This is a genomic window from Streptomyces sp. HPF1205 (assembly GCF_020400825.1).
Taxonomy (GTDB): domain Bacteria; phylum Actinomycetota; class Actinomycetes; order Streptomycetales; family Streptomycetaceae; genus Actinacidiphila.
The window spans coordinates 1-26,262 of the sequence record NZ_JAINVH010000045.1; the positions used below are offsets into that span (position 1 = coordinate 1).

At 71.7% G+C, this 26,262-nt stretch carries 26 protein-coding genes; 13 read left to right on the top strand and 13 right to left on the bottom strand.

The features are described from left to right. The first annotated feature begins 136 nt into the window (after positions 1-136). The 3 genes from K7G61_RS32540 (at position 137) to K7G61_RS32550 (ending at position 4,515) form a co-directional block, all read left to right on the top strand. Entirely contained in the window at positions 137-1,651 is a 1,515-nt protein-coding gene (locus K7G61_RS32540; RefSeq protein ID WP_225850736.1) for a hypothetical protein, read from the top strand. A gap of 126 nt (positions 1,652-1,777) precedes the next feature. Then, complete coding sequence (locus tag K7G61_RS32545; RefSeq protein WP_225850737.1) at positions 1,778-3,118, top strand: AAA family ATPase; 1,341 nt, start codon at positions 1,778-1,780, stop codon at positions 3,116-3,118. A 170-nt stretch (positions 3,119-3,288) separates the two neighbouring features. Continuing rightward, complete coding sequence (locus K7G61_RS32550) at positions 3,289-4,515, top strand: VWA-like domain-containing protein (protein ID WP_225850774.1); 1,227 nt, start codon at positions 3,289-3,291, stop codon at positions 4,513-4,515. 96 nt (positions 4,516-4,611) lie between these two features. Here K7G61_RS32550 and K7G61_RS32555 read toward each other — a convergent pair whose 3' ends face one another. Together K7G61_RS32555 and K7G61_RS32560 are read right to left on the bottom strand one after the other, a co-directional pair. Further along, positions 4,612-5,157 (bottom strand): hypothetical protein, encoded by a 546-nt coding sequence (locus tag K7G61_RS32555; protein ID WP_225850738.1) that lies wholly within the window; start codon positions 5,155-5,157, stop codon positions 4,612-4,614. Positions 5,158-5,545: 388 nt separating this feature from the next. Next, entirely contained in the window at positions 5,546-5,956 is a 411-nt protein-coding gene (locus K7G61_RS32560) for a hypothetical protein (RefSeq protein WP_225850739.1), read from the bottom strand. 174 nt (positions 5,957-6,130) lie between these two features. Between K7G61_RS32560 and K7G61_RS32565 the strand changes: the two genes are divergently transcribed. Both K7G61_RS32565 and K7G61_RS32570 read left to right on the top strand, forming a co-directional pair. Then, positions 6,131-7,525, top strand: a complete 1,395-nt coding sequence (locus tag K7G61_RS32565; protein ID WP_225850740.1) for a DUF4158 domain-containing protein — start codon at positions 6,131-6,133, stop codon at positions 7,523-7,525. After that, positions 7,444-8,682 carry a Tn3 family transposase gene (locus K7G61_RS32570; RefSeq protein WP_225850741.1) on the top strand — a complete coding sequence of 413 codons (1,239 nt, stop codon included), beginning with the start codon at positions 7,444-7,446 and terminating at the stop codon, positions 8,680-8,682. Before K7G61_RS32565 ends, K7G61_RS32570 begins: the two co-directional genes overlap by 82 nt. 219 nt (positions 8,683-8,901) lie before the next feature. On the opposite strand, the gene K7G61_RS32575 is transcribed toward K7G61_RS32570, so the two are convergent. From K7G61_RS32575 to K7G61_RS32585, 3 genes are read right to left on the bottom strand one after another with little or no spacing between them, the layout of a single operon-like run. Then, positions 8,902-9,915, bottom strand: coding sequence for a hypothetical protein (locus K7G61_RS32575; protein WP_225850742.1), 1,014 nt, complete (start codon positions 9,913-9,915; stop codon positions 8,902-8,904). Then, on the bottom strand, positions 9,915-10,829 hold the full coding sequence (locus tag K7G61_RS32580; protein WP_225850743.1) for an ABC transporter ATP-binding protein: 915 nt from the start codon (positions 10,827-10,829) through the stop codon (positions 9,915-9,917). Before K7G61_RS32580 ends, K7G61_RS32575 begins: the two co-directional genes overlap by 1 nt. Next, positions 10,826-11,293 (bottom strand): GntR family transcriptional regulator, encoded by a 468-nt coding sequence (locus tag K7G61_RS32585; RefSeq protein WP_225850744.1) that lies wholly within the window; start codon positions 11,291-11,293, stop codon positions 10,826-10,828. The genes K7G61_RS32580 and K7G61_RS32585 overlap by 4 nt, the downstream gene beginning before the upstream one ends. A gap of 308 nt (positions 11,294-11,601) precedes the next feature. Here K7G61_RS32585 and K7G61_RS32590 point away from each other — a divergent pair, with 308 nt between their 5' ends. From K7G61_RS32590 to K7G61_RS32600, 3 genes are all read left to right on the top strand, one after another. After that, the gene (locus K7G61_RS32590) at positions 11,602-12,603 is read left to right on the top strand and encodes a tyrosine-type recombinase/integrase (RefSeq protein WP_225850745.1); all 1,002 of its coding nucleotides are present in this window, start codon (positions 11,602-11,604) and stop codon (positions 12,601-12,603) included. 75 nt (positions 12,604-12,678) lie between these two features. After that, on the top strand, positions 12,679-14,001 hold the full coding sequence (locus K7G61_RS32595) for an exo-alpha-sialidase (RefSeq protein WP_225850746.1): 1,323 nt from the start codon (positions 12,679-12,681) through the stop codon (positions 13,999-14,001). A 106-nt stretch (positions 14,002-14,107) separates the two neighbouring features. Then, the gene (locus K7G61_RS32600; protein ID WP_225850747.1) at positions 14,108-15,514 is read left to right on the top strand and encodes an SMI1/KNR4 family protein; all 1,407 of its coding nucleotides are present in this window, start codon (positions 14,108-14,110) and stop codon (positions 15,512-15,514) included. 78 nt (positions 15,515-15,592) lie between these two features. Here K7G61_RS32600 and K7G61_RS32605 read toward each other — a convergent pair whose 3' ends face one another. The 4 genes from K7G61_RS32605 to K7G61_RS32620 form a co-directional block, all read right to left on the bottom strand. After that, a complete protein-coding gene (locus tag K7G61_RS32605; RefSeq protein ID WP_225850748.1) occupies positions 15,593-16,267 on the bottom strand; it encodes a TetR/AcrR family transcriptional regulator in 675 nt (224 codons plus the stop codon). Between the two features lie 228 nt (positions 16,268-16,495). Beyond that, a complete protein-coding gene (locus tag K7G61_RS32610; protein ID WP_225850749.1) occupies positions 16,496-17,410 on the bottom strand; it encodes an NADP-dependent oxidoreductase in 915 nt (304 codons plus the stop codon). Positions 17,411-17,447: 37 nt separating this feature from the next. Continuing rightward, entirely contained in the window at positions 17,448-18,197 is a 750-nt protein-coding gene (locus tag K7G61_RS32615) for an SDR family NAD(P)-dependent oxidoreductase (protein WP_225850750.1), read from the bottom strand. A 163-nt stretch (positions 18,198-18,360) separates the two neighbouring features. Beyond that, positions 18,361-18,801, bottom strand: a complete 441-nt coding sequence (locus K7G61_RS32620) for an ATP-binding protein (protein WP_225850751.1) — start codon at positions 18,799-18,801, stop codon at positions 18,361-18,363. A 254-nt stretch (positions 18,802-19,055) separates the two neighbouring features. On the opposite strand from K7G61_RS32620, the gene K7G61_RS32625 reads away from it, so the two are divergent. From K7G61_RS32625 to K7G61_RS32640, 4 genes are all read left to right on the top strand, one after another. Further along, on the top strand, positions 19,056-19,904 hold the full coding sequence (locus K7G61_RS32625; protein WP_225850752.1) for a helix-turn-helix transcriptional regulator: 849 nt from the start codon (positions 19,056-19,058) through the stop codon (positions 19,902-19,904). Positions 19,905-19,914: 10 nt separating this feature from the next. Continuing rightward, on the top strand, positions 19,915-20,106 hold the full coding sequence (locus K7G61_RS32630) for a hypothetical protein (RefSeq protein WP_225850753.1): 192 nt from the start codon (positions 19,915-19,917) through the stop codon (positions 20,104-20,106). A gap of 133 nt (positions 20,107-20,239) precedes the next feature. Beyond that, a complete protein-coding gene (locus tag K7G61_RS32635) occupies positions 20,240-20,431 on the top strand; it encodes a hypothetical protein (protein ID WP_225850754.1) in 192 nt (63 codons plus the stop codon). 109 nt (positions 20,432-20,540) lie between these two features. Then, positions 20,541-20,732 (top strand): hypothetical protein, encoded by a 192-nt coding sequence (locus tag K7G61_RS32640; protein ID WP_225850755.1) that lies wholly within the window; start codon positions 20,541-20,543, stop codon positions 20,730-20,732. A gap of 13 nt (positions 20,733-20,745) precedes the next feature. Here the strand turns inward: K7G61_RS32640 and K7G61_RS32645 are convergent, their stop codons facing one another. From K7G61_RS32645 to K7G61_RS32660, 4 genes are all read right to left on the bottom strand, one after another. Next, positions 20,746-22,827, bottom strand: coding sequence for a hypothetical protein (locus tag K7G61_RS32645; RefSeq protein ID WP_225850756.1), 2,082 nt, complete (start codon positions 22,825-22,827; stop codon positions 20,746-20,748). A 4-nt stretch (positions 22,828-22,831) separates the two neighbouring features. Next, entirely contained in the window at positions 22,832-23,716 is an 885-nt protein-coding gene (locus tag K7G61_RS32650; protein ID WP_225850757.1) for a hypothetical protein, read from the bottom strand. A gap of 42 nt (positions 23,717-23,758) precedes the next feature. Beyond that, the gene (locus tag K7G61_RS32655; protein ID WP_225850758.1) at positions 23,759-24,118 is read right to left on the bottom strand and encodes a hypothetical protein; all 360 of its coding nucleotides are present in this window, start codon (positions 24,116-24,118) and stop codon (positions 23,759-23,761) included. A gap of 245 nt (positions 24,119-24,363) precedes the next feature. After that, positions 24,364-25,206, bottom strand: a complete 843-nt coding sequence (locus K7G61_RS32660; RefSeq protein WP_225850759.1) for a hypothetical protein — start codon at positions 25,204-25,206, stop codon at positions 24,364-24,366. Positions 25,207-25,537: 331 nt separating this feature from the next. Between K7G61_RS32660 and K7G61_RS32665 the strand changes: the two genes are divergently transcribed. Next, on the top strand, positions 25,538-26,041 hold the full coding sequence (locus K7G61_RS32665; protein WP_225850760.1) for a YfbM family protein: 504 nt from the start codon (positions 25,538-25,540) through the stop codon (positions 26,039-26,041). Positions 26,042-26,262: the final 221 nt, after the last annotated feature.

A 26,262-nucleotide genomic window follows, 5' to 3' on the forward strand; every position in this document is an offset into this window, starting at 1 on the left:
CTTTCCCGTTCCCGTTCCCGTTTCTGTGCCCGTTCCGGTCCTGACAGTCCGGGCCCGGCGGAGTTATGCTCACGGCGATGACTACTCAATCTCCTTGCAGATTGGGGGTTCCCTCCGCGGCTCACGGTGAGTGCTGATGAGCGCTCCCGCCGCGAACGGGGATTCCCGCCTTTCCTTCTGGCCGCGCGTGCGACAGTTCGCCGTGCCGCCCTCCATGATCGAGGCCGCTACCGCCCGCCGTGCCGTCGGCGACTGGGCGGGGGCGTGCGCCGTCGCGGGCATCGATGTCGACCTCACGCTCCGCTCGGTGGCGCGTGAGTACGGCAGCGAACTCGCCGCGCGCCTGCGGTCCGACCTGCGCCATCTGGCTCCCGACCTGCTGCGCTGGCACATGCCGAGGATCGCCCCCGACGGGCTGCTCCGCCCCGGCCTGACCCTCACGCTGGCGCGTTACGGCGTCGCCGGGCGGGCCGGCCCCGTGCACCTCGTGGTCCGAACGCCGCCTGCCTGGGCGGAATACGGGCAGCGGATCGGCCTCGCGCTCTGGGACGGTTCCCGCCACGGGGCCGCCGCCGGCCGCCACCCGCATCCCCGTCCCCACCGCCGCTTCCGGCTCGACCTGCACCGCCACTTGTGGGACGCGCGGCGGGCCGCCGAGCTGCGGACGCGGTCCGGGGCCGGCCTCCCGCCCGCCCACCGTCCCCTCACCGTGCCACCGGAACCGGCGGCAGCGGCGGAAGCGGCGGAAGCGGCGGCAATGGCGGAAACGGTGGAAACGCCGCCGCTGTACGGCCGCTTGGCGGTGGACCGCTGGGCGGCCGAGGCGGCGATCCTGCTCCGCGCCGAGGGGCGGCCGGGCGGCACCGGCACCGGCACCGTCGTCGTTCGGCTCGGCGCCGGCCGCCGGCTGCTCCTCGACCTGACCACGGACGTGAACGGGGACGGGGGCACGGACGAGCACGGGGACGCGGATGGGCACGGGGTCGGCGGCGGCCCACCCGTCATGCGGCTCAGGGCGGCCGCCACTGCGGGCCGCGTCTCGGGACTGCCGGGGCTGCCGGTGCTGCCCGACGCGGCGACGTGGGTGCCGCCCGACCTGGAGCTGCTGCGGGCCGGTCTGATCGAGCCCGAACGGCTGCACCCCCTGGTCGCGTCGGCGCTCGTACCCGGCCGCGCGGCACAGGCCGGTCCGCCCGCGGTCCCGGACGAAGTGGGGCGGCCACGCACGGTGGAGTGCCGGGGAGCCCGGCACCGGATCGGGTTGGTCGACGGGGTCCTCGCCCCGCTCGACCACGACCCGGCCGAACTGCGCCGCGAGGAGCTCCTGGCCGCACTGACCGGCACACCGCTGCCCTGCCTGCGGGCGATCGACGAGGCCCATCGCCACCCGGAATGCCTCGATGACGTCCGCGCCCGCCTCGACCACGGCGACACGGCCGGCGCGCTGGCGGTCGTCGAGGCCCTGCTGGGCCCCGACGCTCTGCTGCGGGCCGGCGCCCTGCGGGACGAACTGGAGGCGGCCGCGGCGCGGCGGATCACGTACGGCATGTTCCGCGCCGGCCTGACCGGTGCCGTCTCCCGCCGCCTGCCCCCGCCCCGTCCCCGTACCGCCGGCAGTCGTACCCGTCCGCGCCACGCCACTGTCCGCTGAGCTTCCCGGCCGACCGCACCCCCGCACACCCGTCCGCCGATCCGGCACGTCCCGCGGCACCCACCCTTCCGGGCCTTCGCGTCCCCGCACGCCGGCCCGTCCCGAACCGACCCCGAGGTGATGCCCATGCCCACGTACACCCCTTCTGCCCCTTCAGCCTCTTCAGCCCCTGCCGCCCCCGCTACCCCTCGCACGGCGACAACCGGAGCACATGATTCCGCTCCCGCCGTCTCCGCTCCCCCGGCCGCCTCCCAGCTCGATGTCGCCGGGGAGCTGCTCGGCCTGCTGCGCGAGACCGGCACGGAACCGCGCCCCGACATCCAACTGGAGGCGCTCACGCTGGCCGTGGCCGCCGACCTGCCGGTGCTGCTGTGGGGGGAGCCCGGGATCGGCAAGACCGCGGCACTGACCCAGCTCGCCGCCGCCCTCGACCTTCCGCTGACCACGGTGATCGCCAGCGTGCACGAGCCCTCGGACTTCTCGGGCCTGCCCGTCGTCGGCGACGATCCCGCCGAGCAGGGCGTCCCGATGGCCCCGCCCGACTGGGCCGTCCGGCTGGTGCGGGCCGGCCGGGGGCTGCTGTTCCTGGACGAACTGTCCACCGCGGCACCGGCCGTGCAGGCCGCCCTGCTGCGTCTCGTACTGGAGCGGCGGGTGGGCGCCCTGCGGCTGCCGCCCGGGGTGCGGATCGTGGCCGCGGCCAACCCGCGCTCCTCGGCGGCCGACGGCTGGGAGCTGAGCCCGCCGCTGGCCAACCGTTTCGTCCACCTGCGGTGGACCCACGAGCACGAGGTCGTGGTGCGCGGCCTCGGCGGGACCTGGCCGCGGGCCACCCTGCCCCGGCTCGACCGGGAAAGGCTGCCGGACGCCGTCGACTTCGCCCGCCGCGCGGTGTGCGGGCTGCTGGCCGCGCGTCCCGGGCTCGTCCACCGGCTGCCCAGCAGCGAGACCCGCCGCGGCGGCCCCTGGCCCTCGCCCCGCAGCTGGGAGATGACGTTGTGCCTCATCGCCTTCGCGACCGCGGCCGGCTCCTCACGGGACGTACTGTCACTGCTGGTCAGGGGCACCGTGGGGGACGGTCCGGGGCTGGAGTTGCTGGCGAGCATGGACCGGATGGACCTGCCGGACCCCGAGACGCTGCTCGCCGATCCGGCCGGTGCGGTCCTGCCCGAGCGGGGGGATCTGCGCCAGGCCGCGCTCGACGGCGTGGTGCAGGCGGTCCGCGCCCGCCCGGAGCGATCCCGCTGGGACGCGGCATGGGCGCTGCTGGTACGGGCGCTGGAGACCGGCGCCCCGGACCTGGTGGTCGTGCCCGCGACCACGCTGGCGTCGCTGCGGCAGGAGGACTGGGACGTCCCGGCCTCGGTCGAGCGGTTCGCCGGGGTCGTGGCGCTGTCCCGGCGGGCGGACCGTGCGGCGGGCCGCGCGGCGGCCAAGATCGCTGACGCGGCGAAGGCGGGCAGGTGAGCCGGCAGGTGAACGGGCCGGGATGCGGGCCGGGGCGCGGGCCCGTGAACGCGCCGGACGCGCCCGGCGCGCGGAACACGCCCCGTACGCCCGACGCGCCCGACACCCCCAGCGCTCCCGACACTCCCAGCGCTCCCAGCGCTCACGGCACACCCGCCGCACCCGGCGCCCTGGACCGGGACAAGCTGTTCGCCGCCCGGCTGCACGCGGCCCGGGTCCGCCCCTACCTGGCGACGGCCCTGTTCGCCCTGCACACCGTCGAGTCGCGGCGCGTACCGACGATGGCCGTGGACCGGCACTGGCGGGTCTACGTGTCGCCCGCGTTCGTGGACCGCACCCCGGTGGAGGAGCTGGCCGGGGTGTGGGTGCACGAGGTCTCGCACCTGCTGCGCGACCACCACGGGCGCGGCGACCGGTACGCGCGCGAGCACGGGCTGAGCGGCCCGGCGGAGCGGCTGCGGATGAACATCGCCGCGGACTGCGAGATCAACGACGACGTGTACGGGGAGGGGCTGGTCAAGCCCGAGGGCGCCGTCGAGCCGCGGCTGCTGATGCTGCCCCCCGGCGAGCTGATGGAGGAGTACCTGACCCGGTTCCGGCTCGGGCCGCGCACGCAGGACTTCGCCTGGCTGGACTGCGGCAGCGGCGCCGACGGGCTGGAGCGGGAATGGGAGTTCGGGCCGGAGGGCGCCCACGGGCTCACCGCCCAGGAACGCGACGCCGTCCGGTTCAGGGTGGCCCGGGGCATCACCGGCCGTCCGGGGGACGCCCCCGCGGGCTGGCGGCGGTGGGCCGAGCGGGTGGTCCACCCGCCGCAGCCGTGGCGGCAGTTGCTGGGGGCCGCCGTGCGCTCGGCGGCTACCGCCCCCGGCGTGGGCGAGGATTACAGCTACGGGCGGCCGTCGCGCCGCTCGGCCTCGGTGCCCGGCGCGGTCCTGCCGAGCCTGAGGCGCAGGCCGCCCCGCGTCACCGTCGTCATCGACACCTCGGGCTCGGTCAGCGACACCGAGCTGGGCAGCGCGCTGCTGGAGGTCGCCGCCATCTCCCGTGCCGTGGGCGGCCGCCGCGACCTGGTCACCGTACTGCCCTGCGACGCGGTGGCCCCCGTCGCGCACCCGCTGTGCCGGGCCGAGGGCATCCCCCTCGTCGGCGGCGGCGGTACGGACCTGCGCTCCGGCTTCACCAGGGCACTGCGGGCCCGCCCCCGCCCGGACGTCATCGTGGCCCTGACCGACGGCCAGACCCCCTGGCCGGACCGGCGGCCGCCCTGCCGGACCGTGGTGGGCCTGTTCCCCCGCTCGGCGGACGTGAGCGAGTACGACGACGAGTACGTTCCCGACGCGCCGCCGTCGTGGGCCAGGGTGGTCGTCATCGGGCAGGACTCCGGGGGCCGTTGATCAGGCCGCGGCCGGTCCGCGCCGACCGGGCCGCCGACCGGCGGCCGGTCGGCGACCCGGTCAACAGCCCGGTCAACAGCCCGGTCGGCGGGCCGGTCAGCAGCCGCCGCAGGTGTAGAAGACGACGTCCCAGTGGGAGCCCTCGTCGGTGTAGACGTTGCCGGAGGCGGCGGTCCACATCGGGTAGCCGTCGCCGCGCAGGCCGGAGTAGCTGAAGTACGTCTTGATGTAGTTCCCGAGGCACGTGTACTTGCTGAAGTCGAGCTTGTAGCCGTTCCAGTGCGAGTAGGTACCGCTGGCGTGGCCGGTCTCGGTGCCGCCGGTGATGTTCAGCGCGCAGCCGCTGGCCTTCTTCAGGGTGACGGCACCCTGGGCCGTGGTGAGGTTCAGCTGGTCGAACGAGGTGCAGGTCGAGTTGTAGCGGTCCGTGCAGTTGCCGGACGAGGACCAGGTGATGCCCGCGCTGCGGAACATGCTCTCCGCCTGGGCCTGCGTCAGTTTGGTGACGGCGAAGGCCTTGTGGGACGAGGCCAGGCCGACGCCGGGCGCGAAGAGCACGGTCACGACGAGGGCGAAGACGCTGAGCGCGGCCCGGACACGCGGCTGGAGCCGAAGGCCGGGGCGCGCGGCGAGTGTACTCATTCGAATTCCTCCTGCAAGTGCCGACGACGGTTCGTGGGGTGTGCGGGTGTGCAGGTGGCGCAGAAGGGAGTGTGGCGGAGTCTACGCGCGTCCGCCAGTACCCCTGCGTGTACACGACAGGTACAAGGGGTGTCGGGGGCCGCGGCGGGAGGCGGGCGTACCCGCGAGATCGCCCCGCCGCCCCCGGTAGGTGTAGCCGTAGTAACGGCTGCGAAAACAACGGATACCGCTGGCCTGGGACGATCCTGCTGGGTGCGAGGTGTCGCCCGGGGAGCCACACAGCGCTGGAGGACTCGTTGGACGCCGGGCACCCCACAGCCGCTAACGGTGAGGTCAGTGGGGTTTTCTCGACGAAAATCAGGCTGTGGGAAGTTGGAGACCTGTAGGTCTACTCGGGCGCCCGTCGGGCGTTCTTCTGGACAGCACCCATGTCGAGGACTGCTGCGACCAGGACTACGGGGAAGAATAAGAGGGAACTCGTCAGGCTGGCGGCCAGCAGCGCCACCGGGATGCGTGCCAAGCCCTGCGGCGGAAGGCCAAGTGTCAGCCAAGTCAGCAAAACCGCAGCAAAGATCATCGTCAGTCCGGCAGTCATGACCAGCGGGAATCGAATGACGTCGCCTTTTTGCGGGGCGGCCCCTCCAGGGGTTCGTCGTCCGGTGTCACGCATTGCTTGCAGCACCCCCTTGGCCCCGACCACGATGAACACCGGGCCCCAGGCGGGGGCAAGGAGGATCATCCTGCGGCGCGAAGCCGAACGCGCCACCTCAAATTGCCGCTCCCGCTCCTTCGCGTCCACATGCGTGAGTGTGGCACCGGTTTCAGGACCCCGACAGGTGCACGAGTGTCGGAGGGCGTGAAGCCCCCTCCATGCGAAGTGTCTTGGGGAGTGGTCGGGTCGTTCACCATGCAATGCGGTAAGCCGTCGATACGAAGGTGTTGTCGCATGTGACTGCTCGTGGTGGGGTTCTCGATGGCGACCCATGTGTTCGCGGATGATGAGCTGGCGCGGCTGCGCGGCTTTCCGGAGATCAACAAGGAAGAGCTGATCCGGTTCTTCACGCTGACGCCAGCGGACGTGGGGTTCATCGATCCGGGTCGCGGCCGTAGCTCGAAGGACCGGCTCGGGCTGGCGGTCCAGCTGTGCACGCTGCCGTGGCTCGGGTTCGTTCCGGACGACGTTGCCTTGGCGCCGGTGGCGGCGGTGGCCCGGTTGTCCGAGCACCTGCAGATTCCCGTGGGTGAGCTGCGGTTCTACGGGGCGCGGAAGCAGACCCGCACCGGGCATCTGCGCGAGGTGATGCGGTACCTGAACTGGAAGCCTGCGAAGGCGCTGGAGCTGAAGGAGCTGGACGAGTTCCTGCTCGCCCGCGCGATGGAACACGACTCGCCGTCCCTGCTGTTCCGTCCGGCCTGTGAGCATCTGACGTCCTCGCGGGTGGTGCGGCCCGGGGTGGTGAAGCTGCTGGAGCGGGTAGCCGCGGCGCGGGCGGAGGCCGGGCGGGAGACGTACCAGCGGGTACGGCATCTGCTGACGCCGAAGCCAACGGGCGAGCTCGACGGGCTGCTGACGGTGGACTCCGGGATCGGGACGACGCGGCTGAACTGGCTGTCCAAGGGGGCGACCGGGGACTCGGCGAACGCGGTGAAGGCCGAGCTGGACAAGCTGGCCTTCCTGCGCGGACTGGACGCCCACACCCTGGACCTGACGGGGCTGCCGGCGGAGCGGCGCCGGTTCCTGGCGGCGGTCGGGCGCCGCCTGACCGCGCAGTCGTTGGACCGGCGCGAGCCGCAGCGCCGTCACCCGATCCTGGTGACGGTGCTCTCGCAGTCCGCCGCCGATGTGCTGGACGAGGTCATCAGCCTGTTCGACCAGGCCGTCTCCGCGCGGGAGAGCCGGGCGCGCACCAAGATGCGCGACGAGTTGGCGGCCCGTGCCGCAGCCGGGGAGGGGCGGCAGGCCCTGCTGGACGAGATCCTGCCGGTCCTGGTGGACACCAGGATCGGGGACGAGATGGTCGGCGGGCTGCTGCGGAACACCATCGGCATGGAGCGGCTGCGGGCCGCCGTCGCCCAGGCCATTGGCAGGCTGCCGCGTGACAACGGGCATCTGGCGATGCTCGATAACTCCTATTCCTACCTGCGGCAGTTCACCCCGGGCGTGCTGAAGGCGATCAGCTTCACCGGCGGCACGGGCTCCGAGGCACTGATGGAGGCCGTGACGATCCTGAAGAAGCTGAACGCGGACGGGGCCCGGAAGGCCCCGACCATGCGCCGACGGATTTCGTGCCTGCGAAGTGGGCCGGCTATCTGGAGCAGGCGGCTCGGGATCGGGATGTCACGGCGTACCGGCACTTCTGGGAGTTGACGGTGCTGCTGGGCCTGCGTGACGGGCTGCGGTCGGGGGATGTGTATGTGCCGTCCTCGCGCCGGTACGCCGATCCGGCCTCCTACCTGTTCACGTCCGCGCAGTGGGAGGAGCAGCGTGAGCAGTTCTGCCAGCTGGTCGGCAAGCCCACCGATGCGCGGGTGGCGCTGGAGGGGTGCAAGGAGGAACTGGCGGCGGCGATGGGCGACCTGGAGAAGGCGCTAGGCAATGCCAAGGCCGGCACTGGTCAGGTGCGGCTGTCGCCGGGCGGCGAGCTGATTATCCCGCCGCTATCGGCCGAGGACATCCCGGCCGAGGCCGCTGACCTGAAGGAGGAACTGTCGGAGCTGCTGCCGCTGGCCCCGATCGCCTCGCTCTTGGTGGAGCTGGACCGGAGGACCGGGTTCCTTGACTGCTTCACGCACGCCGGCGGCAAGCAGGCCCGCTCCCCGGAGCTGAAACGGAACCTGCTGGCCGTTTTGATCGCGAACGCGACGAATCTGGGCCTGGTACGGATGGCGGAGGCGTGCGGGATCTCCTACGACATCCTGGCCTGGACCCAGGAGTGGTACATCCGTGAGGAGACCCTGGCGGCGGCGAACGCCGCGGTCGTCAACTACCACCACCGCCTGCCGCTGACCCAGGCGTTCGGCGGCGGCACGCTGTCCTCCTCGGTCGGCAAGCTGTCCGCCTCCTCCCGGCAGAACACTCTCGCCGCGGCCCTGAAGGAGTACGGGGCGCTTCGACGCACCATCTACGCCGCCCGCTATCTGGCGGACGAGACCTATCGCAGGAAGATCGCCCGGCAGCTCAACAAGGGCGAGTCCCTGCACTCCCTGCGCCGCAGCCTGCTCTACGCGCACGAGGGCGCAATCCGCCACCGCCACCTGGCCGCCCAGACCGAGCAGGCGTGGTGCCTGACGCTGCTGACCAACTCGGTCGTAACCTGGACGACGGAGTACTACGGCCAGGCCATCGCCCAGATGCGGGCCGAGGGCCGCGCGGTCGACGACGAACTTCTCGCGCACATCTCCCCGGCCCACAGCGAGAACGTGAACTTCTTCGGCACGATCAATGTCGAGGTCGACACCGAACTCGCCAAGCTCGACCCGGCCGGCTACCGGCCGCTGCGGCCTCGTCGGCCAGACCGGTCCTGAGAAGCCCGGGCAGCGACGTCCCCGGGCACTCGCTGGCCGCGACCAATGACCGCGCCATATCAGCGTCTGGTTCATCCGAGATCGGCGTATTTTCCGAAGAAGGACGAGCGGCTGCGTCGTCGGTGGCACCGGCGGGATTCGGTGCCACCGAACGGTCGCGGGAGGCGGTGTGCGTCGCCGAGTGCCGGGATGAGCGACTGCCGTCGGTCGGACGGCGGGTCAGCCGATCTTGCGGCGGACCAGCCAGATGGTGGCGACGGCCAGTAGCAGGGTGAGCAGGCCCATCCAGCCGGCCTCGATGAACTGGAAGGGCCAGAAGCGGCCGGCGGGGTGGTAGCTCGTCACGATGGTGTAGTGCCGGGCCTGGAGCCAGTCCCTGTAGGTGACCGAGGGAAGCCCGTTGCCGGACGGAAGTTGCGCCACGTACTTCATGTACAGGCTGTGGCTCTGAGAGTCGCTGAGCGGGTGACCGGTGGGATCTGCGTATGCCGTGCCGGTCACCCAGTCGCGTGGGCCGGGCTTGCCAATGGTGGTCAGCGGCGTCATGTAGTGCTGGCGGAGCTTGAAGACGGTCGCCATGAGCAGGCCGAACGCACCGAGGAAGACGGTACCGACTGCGACCATGGTGCGGCGGATGAGCAGGCCGGCGAAGACCCCTGCCGCGAATGCCAGCAGCGTCTGGACCGGGAAGACGATCCCCTCCAGTTCGAAGCTGAGATAGTCGCCGAATCCGACAGGCAGGACGTGGTCCAGCGGTGCATTGTACCACGTGTACAGGGCGCCGAATGCCTCCGTGACTGCGACCAGTGCCACCGCGACCAGGGTCAGCTTGGTCAGCAGCCAGCGGGTGCGCCCAGCCGCCTGGGTCCAGGCGAACCGGTAGGTGCCCGTCTCCATCTCCCGTGCGATCAGAGGCCCTCCGAGGAAGGCACCGAATGCCCCTGGCAGCAGAAGGAGGAACAGGAAGGGCCACTTCGTCGCATACGAAGTGAACAGGTCGTCGGCGAGCTGCTGGCAGCGGCCACCGGAGTAGGACGCGCACTGGGCCAGCCCCAGCTGTTCGTAGGTTGAACGTGCCTGCATGCCTCCGGCCACCATCAGCGCGGCGAAGCAGGCCAGCATTCCCAACAGGCCGTAGAGGGCGAACCGGTGCTGGCGCCAGGTCACCCAGGCAAGACCGAGCCGGGGCAGCGAGCTGTCGCGGGCCAGGGACGGTGCATCGGTCATCGTCATCAGTGGAGCACCTGTTCGCTGTGTAGGGGTTTCGGGCCGGGCAGGGCCGATGCGGAGGGTTCGCGCATGTAGGCCAGCACCAGTTCCTCCAGACCGACCGGGTGCCGTTGCCAGCCCGGCAGTGCGGCCGACGGGTCGGGGGTACGGACCATCAGGTGCGCCTGGGCGGCAGTGCGTCGGTCCCGGACGACCGGAAAGCGCTGCGTGACGGAATCGGCCTGCTCGGCCGGACCGGTCAGGACGTGATGCCCGGCCACCAGTTCCTCGACCTCACCACAGACCTGGATCCGGCCGCCGTGTACGACGACCACGTAGTCGCACACCCGCTCCAGTTCCGCAACGACGTGGGAGGAGAACACCACCGAGATGCCGTCCTCCGACACGGCCGTCATCAACGCCGACATGAAGTCGTGGCGCGCAACCGGATCCAGCGCGGCCAACGGCTCATCCAGGATGAGAAGTTCCGGGCGTTTGGCGAGCGCAAGGGTGAGCGCCACCTGGGAGCGCTGACCGCCGGACAAAGCACCAACCTTCTTCGCCAGGGGAATGCCCAGCTCCTTCAGGCGGTCCTGGGCACGGTCGGCATCCCATCGCCGGTTCATGGCGCGCCCCATCCGCAGCATGTCGGCCACGGACAGATTGCGGTAGAGCGCCGCCTCCTGGGCCACGAAGGCGACTGCGTCAAGCGCGGCAGGCGACCCCGCAGGCCTGCCGCCTGCCACCCGCACCTGCCCCGTCGTCGCCCTGGCCAGGCCAACCGCCAGGCTCAACAGAGTTGTCTTGCCCGCACCGTTCGCGCCGACCAAGCCGACCACGTGTCCGGCCGGAACCGCCAACGAGCAGTCCCGCAGGGCCCACGTGCGGCCGTAGCGCTTGCCGAGTCCGGCCGTCTCGATCGCCAGGCCGCTGCTCATGCGACCACCCCCGCCCGGCCACTGCCGCCTTCCTCGTCCGCGCGGCCTGCACGGCTGTGCCGCAGATCGTGCAGGGCCGCGGTGAACAGGGCACTCATGCCTTCCTCGTCCACCCCGGCCTCGCTCGCCGTGCGCATCCAGGCCAGCAGGCTCTTGTGCAGGGCTGCCTGTTCCCGCAGCCCCACACGCTCCACGATGCCCTCGACGAACGTCCCAACTCCCCGCCGGCCGACGACCAACCCCCGGTGTTCCAGCTCCCGGTAGGCCTTCAACACCGTGTTCGGGTTGATCGCCAACCCGGCGACGACGTCCTTGACCCTCGGCAGCTGATCCCCATGCCGCAGATACCCCAGCCGCACCGCCTGCTCCACCTGCTGGACCAGTTGCAAGTAGGTGGGCACTCCTGATGTCGGATCGAGACGGAACTCGATCGGCGACGGCGAGCCATTTTTATCTACATTCATAGTTATTGAGTTAAAGCAGGTTGCTGACCTCATGTCAACTTCTTGCGCCAGCCTGGCGCCAGGGCCGATAACACCCCCGCGCCTCGCAGACGGGCATGCTGCCGCAGTAAATGCCGGATTTACTGCGACCGAGCCTCTACCGTGATCTTCGCGACCTGCGGCGGGTTCTCCGGCCGCCGCAGGCGAGGTGTACGCATTTACTGCGGCAGAGCAGTCGGGAGGGCGGGGCCGTGTCGGTCGAACTGGCGAGCGCGTCGGATGATGGGGCAGACGTTCGGGGCGCGTTCGCTGTGCCGCGCGCCCGAGTAGTGCCCCTATCCGCCCCACCGGGCCTGTACTCCGCGGCGGTCGAGCGGTATCTCACCGGCGCCGGGATCTCGAAGTCCTCCGCGAGGGTCTACCGGATCTCACTGACGACGTGGGGGTGGATGGTCGCCGGACAGCCGGCCCCGACCGGTCCGGCCCGCCGCAGCGCGAAGCCGCCCGCCATGCCGGTCACCGTCATCGACGACCCTGCCCTGCCGGAGGTGCTGGCGGAGCTCGCCGCCGCGCGGGCGGACGAGATGGACGCCGACACCGTCAACCGGGAGCTGTCGATCGCGCGCAAGGCGATCGGCTGGTGGCAGCGCCAGGGCTGGATCGAAGGCGATCCGACGATTGGCATCGAGCGGCGCCCGGCACCGCCGGACCGCACCAAGGCCCTCGCCGAGAGCCAGATCGCCGCCCTGTGGCGGCTGGACGCCGGGCTGAGGGAGAAGACGTTCTGGAAGATGCTCTATGAATCGGCGGCCAGAGCCGACGAGGTGCTGTGCCTGAACGTCGAAGACCTGTACCCGCAGGACAAGCGGGGCAAGGTCACCTCGAAGGGCGGGGCGACCGAGTGGATTCACTGGCAGTCCGGCACCGCCCAACTGCTGCCCCGCCTGATCGCCGGACGCACCCGCGGCCCGCTGTTCCTCACCAGCCGCAAGGCGCCCGCGGGCACCCCGACGCTGGACGTATGCGAGCAGACCGGCCGGGCCCGCCTGTCCTACCGCCGGGCCGAGGAGATCTTCGAGAAGTCCACACGACTGCTGGCCAACCCGCTCGCCCGTGAGGAGGACATCGAGGAGTTGGAGGGCTTCACGCTGCACCGGCTACGACACTCCGCGCTGACGCACGACGCCGAGAAGGGCACCTCCACCCCGATGCTGCTGGCCCGTTCCCGCCACGCCTCCGTCCGCTCCCTGGAGCGGTACGCCCGCCCCGGCGTCGACGCGGTTGCGGCCCACGTTGCGGCATCCGACCCGGCCACCCGCCGACGGGGCTGAGCCCATCGCCCCTGGTCAGCGATATCTGTTGTTTTTGCGGCCGTTGCTACGGCGACCCCCCGGTAGCCTGACGGGATGGGACCAGGTGGGGGCAGGCTCGCGGCGGTCGCGTGCCTGGCGGTCGGCGTCGCGCTCGTCATGGGCGGCTGCGGCACGGTCGACGCGCGGCAGGACGGCAAGGGGACCACGAGCGCGGCACGTCTCGGCTTCACGAAGTACGCGGGCGCCGTGGACTACCCGTCGGTGACAGGACCGGGCGACAAAGGGTACGTGGCGCCGGGCGAGGGCCTGCGCCGACTGGTCCCGCTGGGCGACTGCGTCCTGGGCGCGGGCACGTACGCCAACGGATACCACTACGTCCCCGTCAACTGGACCGGCTCCCACCACTGCACGAAGCTGTCGCTCACCCCGAGGCCGGGGGCCGGCGGTGACAGCGGAGCCGACAGCGAGAAGCCGTACTCCATGCGCACCGGCCGGCTCGGCGGCGGACTGCCGGGTGACGTGGTGGTGCCGTGGGGCGACGGGTCGCTGATCGGCGTCGGCGCCACCCTGACCCGCCGGGCGCCGGACGGCACGCTGACGCGGCTCGCCGCGCTGCCGCTGACGTTCAACGACCACCCGGAGCAGGAGACCGCGGACGACGCCTCCGTGAACACCGCGGTGAAGGTCGGCTCGCGGCTGCTCATCGGCGGCGGCCAGTACGTCGCCAAGGTGGAGTCCCCGTTCGTCTTCGCCTCCGACGACGCGGGCAGGACCGTGCGCCGCGTACCGCTGCCCCCGGTCGCCGGCACCCGACCGGGCACTCCCGTGGGCGACTTCGCCGTCCACGGCCGGGAGGTCGTCGCCTTCGGCGCGGCGGCGACCAACGCCTACGACTTCGCCCCCTCGGGCACCGTCCCGTACTGGCGCAGCGCGGACGGCGGCGCGCACTGGACGTCCGGCGCCGTCACCGGGACACCGCCGGGCACCCTGATCCGCGGCGTCCTGTACGCGCGGGGCCGGTGGCTGGCCGTCGGCGGCCGGGGGAAGACCCGCCAGTTCTACGACAACCTCCCGCTGCTCTACACCAGCCGCGACGGCGTCCGCTGGACGCGCGCGGACACCTCCGCCATGGGCACCGGCGAGATCACCGCGGCGACCGTGGACTCCGCGGGCAGCCCGGTCCTCATCGGCTCCGCCCCCCGGCTCAGGTCCCGGCCCGGCACCAACCCGGTGTCCTGCTCGTACGTATGGGTCGGCGACGGTACGGGCACGGGCTGGAAGCGCGGCGCCCTCGGCTGCTCCGAGGACCCCCCGACCGCCGCGGTCACCCTCGCCGACGGCCGCGTACTGATCGCGGGCGACCGCGACCTCTGGCTCTCCCGCGACCCGCGGGCCGGTCGCGCGCACACCTCCTGACCCGCGGTTCCGGTCCTCGGCGGGCGGCCGGGGGCCCAGTGTCGTACCCCTGTGGTGAAGTGGCGTCGGACCACCGGACGACGCGGACTGCGAGGGGGAGTTGACGATGGGTGGGCGCGTGGCGTGGCGGCCGTTCCTGGAGCAGTGGAGCGCGGAATGGATCGCGGGCCACGACCCGGAGCAGGACACGCCGCTGGAGCCGGAGGTGGTGCGCGACACCTGGCTGGGGTTCGCTCCCGCGAGCGAGGCCGAGGTCGAGGCGGCCGAGGCCCGGCTGGGGCGCCGGCTGCCGCCTTCGCTGCGGGAGTTCCTGCTCGTGACCGACGGATGGCGCGACGCGGGCACCTTCGTCTACCGCCTCGCGGGCACGGCGGATCTGGAGTGGCTGCGGGACACCGACGACCGCCATTGGATCGAGGTCTGGCAGGAGTTCGCGGAGGAGGCCGCCGCCGAGGACGGGGACGGGGACGAGGACGAGGACGACGAGGACGGGGAACCGGACGAGTTGGACGACGACGCGTTCATGGTCCAGGAGGCGAGGATGCTCGCGCGCTCCTTGCGCCTGTCGCTGGAGGGCGACGCGGCGGTCATGCTGCTCGACCCGGACGACGTGGACGAGGACGGCGAGTGGGCGGCGTACTGGCTCGCCTCCTGGTCCGGCGAGGGACCGGAGCGGTACGACTCGTTCCACGACCTCATGCGGCAGCAGTGGAGGTCCTTCCACGCGTTGCGCCGGCCGCCGGGCGAGACCCGGGACCACTGGGACGCGGAGGTCGAGCGGGCCCGCCGGGAGGCGCTGGCGGGTGCGGTCGACGAACCGCTGGCGGTGTTCGCCCGGGCGCACGAGTTCGGCCGGCGGCGGGCGGACGTGCTGGCCGCCCAGATGAGGATGCTGCTCGGCGACTGGCGCGGCGAGGTCGCGGCTCTGGCGTGGTACCGGCCCGAGCTCGACGATTTCCTGCTCGGCCCGCTGTTCGCCACGGAACTCCTGCCGCTCGTCGTCCGCCACGAGCGGCTCGCGCACCCCCACGCCCTGCGCCCCCTGCCGCGCCTGAAGGAGTACGCGCCCGCGCCCGTCCGCGCCCTCGTGGAGCGGTACGAGGCCCGGGCGGCCGAGCCGGGCTTCCGCCTGTCCTTCGGCCCGCCCGAGTTCGACGCGGCCGTGCACGCCGTCGCCGACCGCCTCGCCGCCCACCCGGCCTTCCAGGTCCCCGACGAGCCCCCGGGCCGGGGCCCGGCCTCCCGTTCGATCGTCGTCACCATGTACGCGCTCGACGATCCGGAGCGGCCCGGGGCCGACGCGGCCCACGTCGCACACGCGGCCCAGGCGGCCCAGGCGGCCCTCAGCGACGAGGCCTGGCACGACCTGCTGGCCGCCCTCCCCCTGTGGCGCCCGGTGTCCGACGACCACATCGCCCCGATATCCCTGCTCGCCCACCCCGCTCTGGCCGCACTGATCACCCCGGCCCGCGCCCGCGAACTCCTCTCCACCCCGCGCGACGCGACGCGATAGACCGCCCCCACCCGACCGCGGCCGCCGGCCCGGGCGTGGGGCCCCGTGCTGGGAGTGCCGATCGCCGCGGCGGGGGCTTCACCGCGCGGCTGGAGCCGTTCGTTCGCCGCCCGCGGTCCGCGGGTTCCGGTCGGCGCCGTGAGGGGAGGCCGTAGGCGATGCGCCTCCCGGAAAGACGAGGAGCGCGCGGTCGACGACGCGATGCAGCGCCTCCCGGGAGACACCGGCCGCGGCCTGGACCGCCAGTCCTGCCGATACGGTGCTCACGTACTTGGCGAGGTCGGCGGGGTCTTCGGAGGCCGGCAGGTCGCCGTCCGCGATCGCACGGGCGAAGCGTTCCGCGAACCGCGCCTCGCCGTCGGCGCGCCTGTCGGCCAGGTACCGCACCACGCGGTCGTCCTCGGGGGCCGCCGCGAGCCCGCCCTGTATGGACAGGCATCCCGCCGGCTTGCCCGGCGTCGTGACGGCGTCCGCGTTGTCCCGCAGGTAGCGCCTGGCGGTCTCGTATGCCGTCGGCTCCGCGAGCGCGGTGTTCACGTACGCCATGTCGATGCGCGCGTACCGTTCGACGGCGAGCTTGAACGTCTCTTCCTTGGTGCCGAAGGCGTTGTAGAGGCTCGGGCGGCTGATGCCCATCGCCTCGGTCAGGTCGCTCAGGCTGGTGCCCGTGTAGCCCTGCCTCCAGAACACGTCGATCGCCTTGTCGAGCGCGTCGTCCATGTCGAACTCACGAGGCCTGCCTCTTTGCACCATGACCGGTCCTCCCTCCTGAGCCCATTTAACTACCAACGGGAACAGAAAGGCCGACTCGCCTCCACCCCGGCGCGGGGAGTCCGATCTCCCCTGCCGCGGGTGGTGGCGCGAGCCGGCCGGTCCGATCGTCCTCCGACGGCGCTCGGACCGGCCGTCGACTCGCCGCACCGCACCGCGCCTCGGCTCGACTCGGCTGGGCCCGGCCCGACCTGCTCGACTCGGCTCAGCTCAGCTCAGTGTCAGTACGATCTTGTCCCGCACCTCACCGGACGCGAGCAAGCGGTGCGCTTCGGCCGCCTGCTGGAGGGGCAGCGAGCGGCGCGGTTTCAGCCGGAGTGTGCCGGCCGCGAGCATCGGCAGGGTGACGGCGAGGGCGTCGGGTGCGCGGTCCGGGCCCGGCTGCGACATCAGTGCCCCGACAGCCGCCGCTCCTGCCGGATCGGCGAGCGTGACCACCCGAGCCGGATCGCCGGTCGCCGCCACCGCCTCGGCGAGTCCGCCACGGCCCGCCGCGTCGATGACGGCGTCGACCCGGCCGGCAAGCGCGGCCACGCGCTCGAAGACCCCGGCTCCGTACGGCACGAACTCGCCTCCGAGTTCGCGCACGAGCTCCTCGTCGCGCTCGGCGGCCGCTCCGATGACACGCACTCCCCGCGAGCGGGCGAGTTGCAGGGCGATCACGCCGACGGACCCCGCGGCGCCCAGGACGACGAGCGTCTCCCCCGCGGCCGCGCGGACCTGGCGGAGGGTGCCGAGCGCGGCCTCGGCCGATGCCGGCAGCGCCGCCGCCTCGGTCCAGCCGACCTGCGGCGGTTTCGGGAACCAGACCGGTGCCGCGACCAGTTCGCCGTACCCGCCTTGGGACGGCAGGTAAGCGGCGACTTCGTCACCCGCGCTGACGCCGCTCACGCCCTGGCCGACCTGCTCGACGACGCCCGCCGCTTCGAATCCCAGCACCGAGCCCGGACCCTGCGGGAACACCTCGGTCAGCCGTCCCGCCCGGATGTTGAGGTCCGTGGGCCCGACGCCCGCGGCCCTGACCCGGACGAGCACCTCGCCCGCCGCCGCGACCGGCGCCTGCACCTCCCTCCATTCGAGCACGTCCGGTTCGCCGAACCGGGTGATCACCATCGCGTAGGACATCCGTCTCCCCTTCGCTCCTCCCGTCGCCGCGGCCCGGTCAGATCTGGCTCGCGCCGCCGTCTACGTAGAGCTCGGCGCCCGTCACGTAGGAGCTTGCCGGGCTCGCGAGGTAGAGCACCGCCTCCGCGATCTCCTCGGGCGCACCGAGCCGCCGCATCGGCACGCCGGCCGCGAGGTTCCCCAGCAGCGCCTCGGCCTGCTCCGGCTCGGCGGCCAGGCCGCTCAGGCCCGGCGTCGCGATCGGGCCGGGGGCGATGGCGTTCACCCGCACCCCGCGGCCGACGAGCTCGGCGGCCCAGCTGCGCGTGAAGCTGCGGATCGCGGCCTTGGACGCGGCGTAGACGCTGAACGACGCGGCGCCCTTGACGTCGATGTTCGAGCTGGTGAGCACGATCGAGGCACCGGGGTTGAGCAGCGGCAGCGCCTTCTGCACGGTGAACACGGTGCCTCCGACGTTGGCCTCGAAGGTGTCGGTGAAGTGCTTCCAGGTGATGTCCTCAAGAGCGGCGAACTCGCCGCCCCCCGCGTTGGCGAAGACGATGTCGAGACCGGAGCCGCGCTGGGCGATGGCCTCGAAGACCGCGTCCAGGTCGTCGAGCGAGGACACGTCGCCCCGCACCGGGGTCACGGCCTCGCCGAGTTCGGCCTTGACCGCGTCGAGCTTCCCCGGGTTCCGCCCCGTCACCACGACGTGCGCGCCTTCCGCGACGAACCGGCGTACGACCGCCAGCCCGATACCCGAGTTACCGCCGGTGACGAGCGCCGTCTTGCCGTCGAGCTGTCCCATGATCCTGTCCTCTCATTTTTGTACCACTCGGTACGTAAAGAGAAGCTACTCCTCCCATCGCCCCTGGTCAAATTTTTGTACCGAGCGGTACGGTGATGCCGCGGAGGACCAGCACGACCCCCTGCTCGACCGCGTCGAGGGCGCCCGCCTCTCGCGTCGGCCGTCAGGCCGTAGCGGGACCGCGGCCCGCGCGGAGCGGGATCCCGGCGACGACGGACGTGCCGCGGACCGGCCGCCGTACGACCGCCCAGGCGGCGGCGAGCGAGTCCACGAGGAGCAGGCCGCGCCCACTCTCGGCGTCCACCCCGGGACACCCCGGCTTGAGCGTGCCGTCGGCGCCACCGGTTCCGGGATCGGACACGGCGAGCCAGTAGTGCCCGTCGGCCGGCCACAGCACGACCTCGACCAGGTCATCCTCCGGGTCCCTGGCGCCGTACCGGATGGCGTTGGTGACCAGTTCTGACGCCAGCAGCGCCATATCCGCACCGAGACGGGCCCGCAGCCCGCGCGGAAGGGCTTCGGCCACGGTCCGCCGGGCGCGCGGCACGGACGCGGGGTGCGCGGGAAAGCGCCAGAGGGAGGGTACGAGCGGGACGTCGGGCATGGCGAACTCCGTTGCGTTGCAGAGGGTTTGAGGTCGCCGGTGGCCTACCGCCCTGGTCGCGAACACCCCCGCCCCAGGGCAGGCGGGCATGCTCGCGCGGTGCGCTTCCGGCTGTCGCGGTGTGTAGCTCTCGCAGAACCGACAGTAAGGCATGTGGTGGTAGAATTACCACCTGTTCGTGGAGCATAACCATGCGTTAGTGATCGGGACTCGCGGCTAGGCTCTTTGACGCCTCGTCGGACGGAAGGAGCCACATGCCCCCGAGGACGACCCCGACGCAACGTCAGATGCGGCTTGGGAGCGAGTTGCGCCGGATCCGCACCGACGCCGGCATGTCCACAGAGGCCGCAGCAGGCCTACTGGGCGTAGATCGCGGCAAGATCTCCAACATGGAGTCCGGTGTTCGCGGCATCAGCGAAGATCGCCTGCGTACGCTCGCTTGCAACTGCGACGTCACCGACACGAAGTACATCGAAGGACTCGTCGAGCTTGCCCAAGCGCGTCCCGGATGGTGGGAGCGTTATCGCGGCAGCCTGCCCCAGGGCTTCCTGGACATCTCCGAAACGGAAGCCCGGGCCACACGCATTCGCGGGGCCAACACCGTGCACGTGCCCGGCATTCTGCAGACCTCCGAACAGGCGATGGCCATCTTCCGCGCCGTGGTCCCGGCGCTGCCGGAGCATGAGGTCGCGCTTCGCCTGGCCCACCGTTCCGAACGGCAGCAGGTGATCGTCGGCGACGAGGCGGTCCCGTACGTCGCCGTCATTCACGAGGCCGCGCTGCGCATGCAGTTCGGCGGCCCCGTTGTGGCCCGGGCACAACTGGAGTACCTCCTGGAGATGTCCGAGCGCGACAACGTCACCCTGCAGGTGCTGCCTTTCGCCCATGGGGCCTTTCCGGGCGCAGGCCAGACCGTCGTCTACGCCGAGGGAACTGTGCCCCGACTCGATACAGTGCAGGTGGACAGCTCCCACGGACCGACCTTCCTGCACTCCGACGCTCAACTGGCGAAATACCGTGCGCAGCTCGATCTGTTGGAAGGACTGGCCCTGTCGCCGGAGCAGTCCCGCGACTTCATCCGCCAGATCGCCCGCCAACTGTGAGGAGTACCCGATGCCCGAGATCACCTGGGACGAACCCTTCTGCGGCGAGGGAAGCTCCTGCTTCCGCCTCGGCACCGACGCCGACGGCAACGGCTACATAGCCATCGCCGGGCAGGAGGACCGATTCCTCACCGACTCCATCGACGCCCTGCGCACCCTGATCACCGACATCAAGACAGGCAAGGCCGACCACCTGCTGTAGGACGGACTGCCGGAGACGCACCCAATTCCCGCCACCGGCAACCAGACTGGACCCGGCGCACCGGCCCGGAGTCGGCGAATGCCGACGCACACGGTCTCAGCCACACCATCACAGGCACTGCGAGGAGTACCTGATGCCCGAGATCACCTGGGAAGCCCCCTTCTGCGGAGAAGGAAACAACTGCTTCCGCCTCGGCACCGACGCCGACGGCAACGGCTACATAGCCATCGCCGGCCAAGAGGACCGATTCCTCACCGACTCCATCGACGCCCTGCGCACCCTCATCACCGACATCAAGACAGGCAAAGCCGACCACCTGCTGTAGGACGGACCGCCGGAAACGCACACCAATTCTCCCCACCGACAACCAAACTGGACCTGATCGACGCACTTGATCTCATCCACACCATCACCGGCACTGTGAGGAGCACCCGATGCCCGCCATCACCTGGGAAGCCCCCTTCTGCGCCGAGGGCAACAACTGCTTCCGCCTCGGCACCGACGCCGACGGCAACGGATACATAGCCATCGCCGGCCAAGAGGACCGATTCCTCACCGACTCCATCGACGCCCTGCGCGCCCTCATCACCGACATCAAGGCAGGCAAGGCCGACCACCTCTTGTGAACGACCGGGTCCGCTATCGGGGTGGCAGCGTGCCGCGCGGCGCGGACCGGGTGGCCGGCCCCGTGGCGGACCGCGTCGCGTACAGCAGGCGCCTGGAGTCGTCTCTCACGCCCAGCACCACCACGCAGGTGAGAAGGCAGTACATGAAGGCCACGCCGGAGGCGAAGAAGCTGCCGACGAGCGAGTCGGCGTTGGGTGCCGTGGCCGCCGCGATGGCCACGACCGCGTTGCTCCGGCGGAGCACGCGCAGCCGTCTGCCGGCGAAGACGTGCAACGGTACGTTCGTGTCGTGCTGCACCCCGTCGCGGGTGAGGTCGAGGACGGCCACGACCGAGGCGACGATGCTGCCGACGACAGGAACCAGCGCGGTGTCGGCGATCAGCAGGAGCAGGGCGAGAAGGGAGATGAGCATGCTCAGACCGGCCGTCTTCATCACGTCCATGAAGTCGCGGTCCGTCAGCCGGTACGAGACGTCGACGGTGACGTGTGCCATGTGCTCGTCGTCGCCGCCGTCGGTCTCGATGTCGAACTGCTCCACCCGGGACGTGGTCCCCCCGGTGCGCGCCGGTAGGAGCCGGACGCCCTCCGTCGCCCGGACGCCGGTGAATTCGAGGCCGTCGGGGACGGCGAACTCCAGCCGGTTGCGTACCTCCAGGGGCAGCGTCAGCGTCATGGAGACGACGACACCGCCGAGGCCGAGCAGGCCGAGGCGGTGCGTGGTGTAGTCCTCCTCGTAGCCGTAGGTCACCTCGGACGGCAGCCCCGGGTAGACGTCCAGGAGGGCGACGACGGGCGTGTACCGCATCAGACCGGCGACGCGGTCCCGCAGGAACCCCTCCACGTCCTCCGCCTGCCGGGTGCGGCGCAGCAGCGCGGTCAGCTCGTCGGTCCCGCTGTGCCAGCCGACGGAGTTCAGCTGCCGGGACAGCTCGGCGCGCGTCGAACTCCCCGCGGCCTCCTCGCGATCGTCACCGTTCCCCCCGTTCTCCCCGTTCCCACCGCTCTCACCGCTGTCCAGGAGCCGGCCGACCCCCCGCGCCACGGCGCGGACGGTCTCGCTCGCCCGCAGCACGTTGAGCTGCCCGACCCCGCGCTCGTGCAGCTGCAGCACGTCGAGCCGGTCCCAGCGGTCCCCCGGCAGGACATCGGCCAGGACCATGCTCCGGCCGGGGCGGTCCTCCGTCGCCAGTCTCGTGGTGATCTGGTGCGCGGCCACGGTGCTGGACGGCAGCTCGACACGATGGGTGCGGGTGGTGATGGTCCTTGACGGCTGGGTCATGTCCTCCAGCAGCCGCAGCTCACCGCCGAGCACGGGCATGCCGCGCGGGTCGATCGTCGTGCTGGCCTCCGGCACGACCATCGCGGTGAGGGGGGTGACCGGAGCCGGCCGTTCCGTGTAGTGGACGACGAGGTCGCGGGCGAGCAGCACGAGCCGGGTGACCGTGGGATCGGCCGGCGTCCCGTAGCGGGCGAGGTGGTCGTCGAGCAGGACGACCGTGCCGTGCTCGACGTGGGCGGGCGCGTTGAGGATCTGCGCCACGGCCTTGATGATCCCGGCGAGTGCCTGGTCCGCGGGTGCCGGGGAGGCGGCTGCCAGGCCGGCCGCGGCACGCCCCGCCGCCTCCGCGTACCCGGCGGCGAGGGCGCTGTGGGCGAAGGCCGCGAGCCGTTCCGCCGCCTGCTCGGTGCGGAAGGCCGCCAGATGCCGGACCTCGTGCACGTACCAGGCGAGCCGGTCGGTGCGCAGCGGCTCCAGCGGCTGGTGGTAGTACGTGGCCGCGATCCTGTGCGCCCTGTGGTACGTCGTCGGCCGCTCGGTCCGCATGCGGTCGGTCAGCGCGGTGCGCAGGGTGGAGCGGATGCCGTACCGGGGGCCGTCCTCCGGCTCGGGGTACGGGACCCGGTCCTCGACGACCAGCGGGGAGGCCACCACCTCCTCTGGCGTGACGTCCGTCCCCAGGTCCGCCGCGGTGTAGGCCACGATGTCCACGGTGAACCAGTGGTGCACGGCGAGCATTTCGAGCAGCCGGGCCTGGTCCGCGGGCACCTGCTCGAAGCGGGCGAGGGCCTGCTCGGTGACGGGTTCCTGACTCATGCCATCAGCCTTCCCGGCGGCCCTGGTCGAGGGTCGTCGTCCCGCGGCCGTCCGGACGCGCCCCGGCGGTTTCGTGCGGCTCCACAAGTTCGGTGGGCTCGGTGGGCTCGGTGTGGTAAGCGAAGAACTCGGCGAGCAGCCCCGGCACGCCTCCGTGCGCCTCCCGGATCGCCACGGCCTTCTCCCTCAGGCTGGCGAATCCGAGCGCCTCGATCCAGTCCTCCACGGCCGCGACGTCGAACGGCGGCAGCACCAGCGTGCGCGCGGCGCCGGAGTACGGGCGGGACAGGCGCGGCACCTCCCGTCCGGCCACGAACACGCTGACTTCCCTCCTGCTGAGCAGGTTCGGCAGGAGGCTGCGGCCGAGCCAGTCCCGCATCGGCTGGGCGCACGCCTCGAAGCCGTCGAAGCAGACCACCGGCCTGCGGGCGTCGGCGACCAGGTTGTCCAGCAGCGCGTCGCTGAGCGAGGCGGTCTGCAGGCCGCGGTCCTCGGACTGGGTGATCAGCTGGATGGCGGAGTTGCGCACCCGCACGTCGGTGAACTCGACCTGTACCGGCCCGGACTGCCGCGCGAACCGGTCCCGGGCGGCCCGGTAACTGGGCACCTCGACCTGCTGCCTGCGGGCCTGGATGGCGAGTGCCTCCAGCACCTCGTGTTCCACGACCAGCCGCGACAGGTCCACGAAGTACACGTCACTGGCCGCGTGCCGCTCGTAGATCTCGAACAGAAGGGAGGACTTGCCGATGTCCCGCGGTCCCTCGAAGAACAGCGCCTGCCGTTCCTCGTCGCTGTCGCCTCGCGTGTTCCGCGCCGTGAGCCGTGCCGCGCTCTCCAACTGCTCGGTACGGTCGATGTGCTGGTGTTGTCGTGCTGCCGATCGAGGCACCCGGTCCTCACGCCCCCTGTCCGCTGCCGTCGTGCCGAGTCGTTACGGGGTGCTCTGATCCGGTGAGGCGTCGGGCTGCGCCGCCGGGCGCTCCGGTGCGGCCGGCCCGTTGTCCGGAACGATGTCCAGGACGCTGTTCTCGAACCGGGTCCTCCTGAACGACGTCCTCGCCCCCTTGACGATCCGCAGGTAGGACCGCTTGGCCGTGAAGTCGTCCGTCTGGACGGTCTGCCCGGGCAGCTGCTTGGCCTCCGGCGCCCCGTCCACCCGGGCCCGCACGCCGAGCCCCCGGAACTGCGCGCTGCGCAGCGAACCGCGGCGCAGGCCGAAGACGATCGCGACCACGGCGATGACCACGACCAGGCCCACGATCGCGAGTTGCGCCGGACTGAGATCCGCCATGGCTGTCCCCCCTGTCCTCCCCATGCGTTTCCCCCCGCCGCCGCGATGCTGACGGCCCGTGAGAACCATGCCACAACGGCAGCTTGCCGAGGAGGGGATACGGACAAGTCGCCGGAAGCGCGCGGTTCAGGCGGAATGGGAGGGGCCGGGGGGACGGGGGAGGTGGCCGAGGGGAGCCGACGGGGCCGGGAGCGGGGGGTAATTCGCGGGCCGAGCCGTCGGGCCCCGGGCAGGGAGGCCGACGCTCAGCCGAGTTTGCGCAGCACCTCGGCCACGGTCGCCCGGTACGTGCGCAGCGCCCGCAGCCCGGCGGCGTAGCGGTCGCGGTGGCGTGCGATGTCCGCGGCCTGTGCCCGCGCCCGGGCCGCGTGCCAGATCTCGACCGTACGGTGGCGGCGCTTGCAGGTGACGTCCGCGACGGCGGTGTCCCGCTCCCGTTGCGTGTGGCGGGTGTTGCCGTCGCTGCCCCGGTGCCAGGCGGGGTCCGTGTATGCCTTGGCGGGGTCGGGATAGCGCGTGAATCCCTGGTCCGCCACGCAGCGGGACCACACGGCCCAGGCCGCGCGCAGCCGCGGATCGCTCTTGACCGCCTTGTCGACCTCGAACCCTCTCGTGCTTGCGTAGAGCCAGTCCCGCCGCACGTCGATGCCGCGCATCAGCCGCCGGTCCGCCTCGGCCTCGCAGCCGGGCCAGTCCGCGTACTCGGCCCCGGTCATCCGGCGGCCCTCCGGCCGCGGGTCCGGGTGCTTCGCGGGATCCCAGCCGTAGCCCCAGCGGCGGGCGGTGGCGGGGTCGACGACCCCGTAATCGGTGCCGACCGCGGTGACGGCGATCGGATCCGTGGGGTAGCGGGGGTCGAGCGGAAATCCCGGGTGGCCGCGCCGCGCCATGCACTGGCGGACCAGCAGCGCCGTTGCCCGCTGGGACCGCTGGTAGTCCCGCGACGTGAAGCCGTAACGGTCCGCCGGAAGGGGGCCGAGGTCCGCCACCGTCCGGACCCCCTGCGGCCGTTCGGAACCGCAGACGCAGAACACCGCGACCACCGCCACCCCTGCCGCGGCACCTCGCCGCCACCCCCACCGCGCCATGCGAAGGAATTTTAGCGACGCGACCACCGCCGCGCGCCCGCGGTCCGGCCTTCGGGTCCGGTGCCGGCGGGGCGATCCGCACCAGAGCAGATCACCGGCCACCCCGCCCTCACCGAAGGCCTGTACGCGCGGAACGGCGAGAGGCACGCCCACAGCGCCGGCACGGCCCGGCCTCGGGGCTCACCATGCCGCCGTGATCCTCAATGCGGTAGCCTGCCGCGCCGACCGCGCCGCGCCGGCACCGCCCGGAGACAACGGAAGCACTACTCGGATCGAACGCGCAATGGCGTGCGCTGAACCGGTGTCAGTCCAGGGTTCTAGCATCCGACCCATGAGCATGATCGGAGAGTACGCACGCCTGACGCCCGCCGAACTCGAACGCGCGGTCCGCGATCCGGCCTGGGCCCTGGAATACGTCGACGAACTGATCGAGGCCGGTGCTGCCGAGACCACTGGGGTCGGCCGGCCGCGCTGCCTCGACATCGACAAGGCATGGGACACCCTGGGTTTTCTGCTGCGGCGGATCGAGTTCCCGGTCGACATCGTGCACGGTGAAGAGGAGATTCCCGGAGCCGAGGACTGGGGGTACGGACCGCCCCGGTATCTCCTACCGGAGCGGGTCCATGCCGCTGCGGCGGCTCTGGGCGAGCTGCCGGCCGATGCCCTGGTCCGCGGTGTGACAGAGGAAGAGCTGGCCCGGGCCGACCTGTATCCCCGCATCGCAGACGAGGGCCTGGAATGGCTCACCTACGTGACCCACCACTACGAGGCTCTCGTGCCGTTCTTCCAAGCAGCAGCTGCAGCCGGGGACGCCATGGTCGTTTGGCTGGACTGATGACGGGATCGAGATCGGGTACGTAGCTTCGGACTCCTCGCGAATACGGTGCGGCAGCACTCGGCCCGTGATGGAATCGACACGACAGTCGTGGTCCGGCGGCTCAACCGCCACGGACTGGACTGTTGTCGGGACCGAGCCACGATCGTGAGGCACAGCCGCCTTGAGCACAATGAAGCCGTCGTCCTCCGTCTCCGCATGCATGAGCAGGCAGGCCGCGC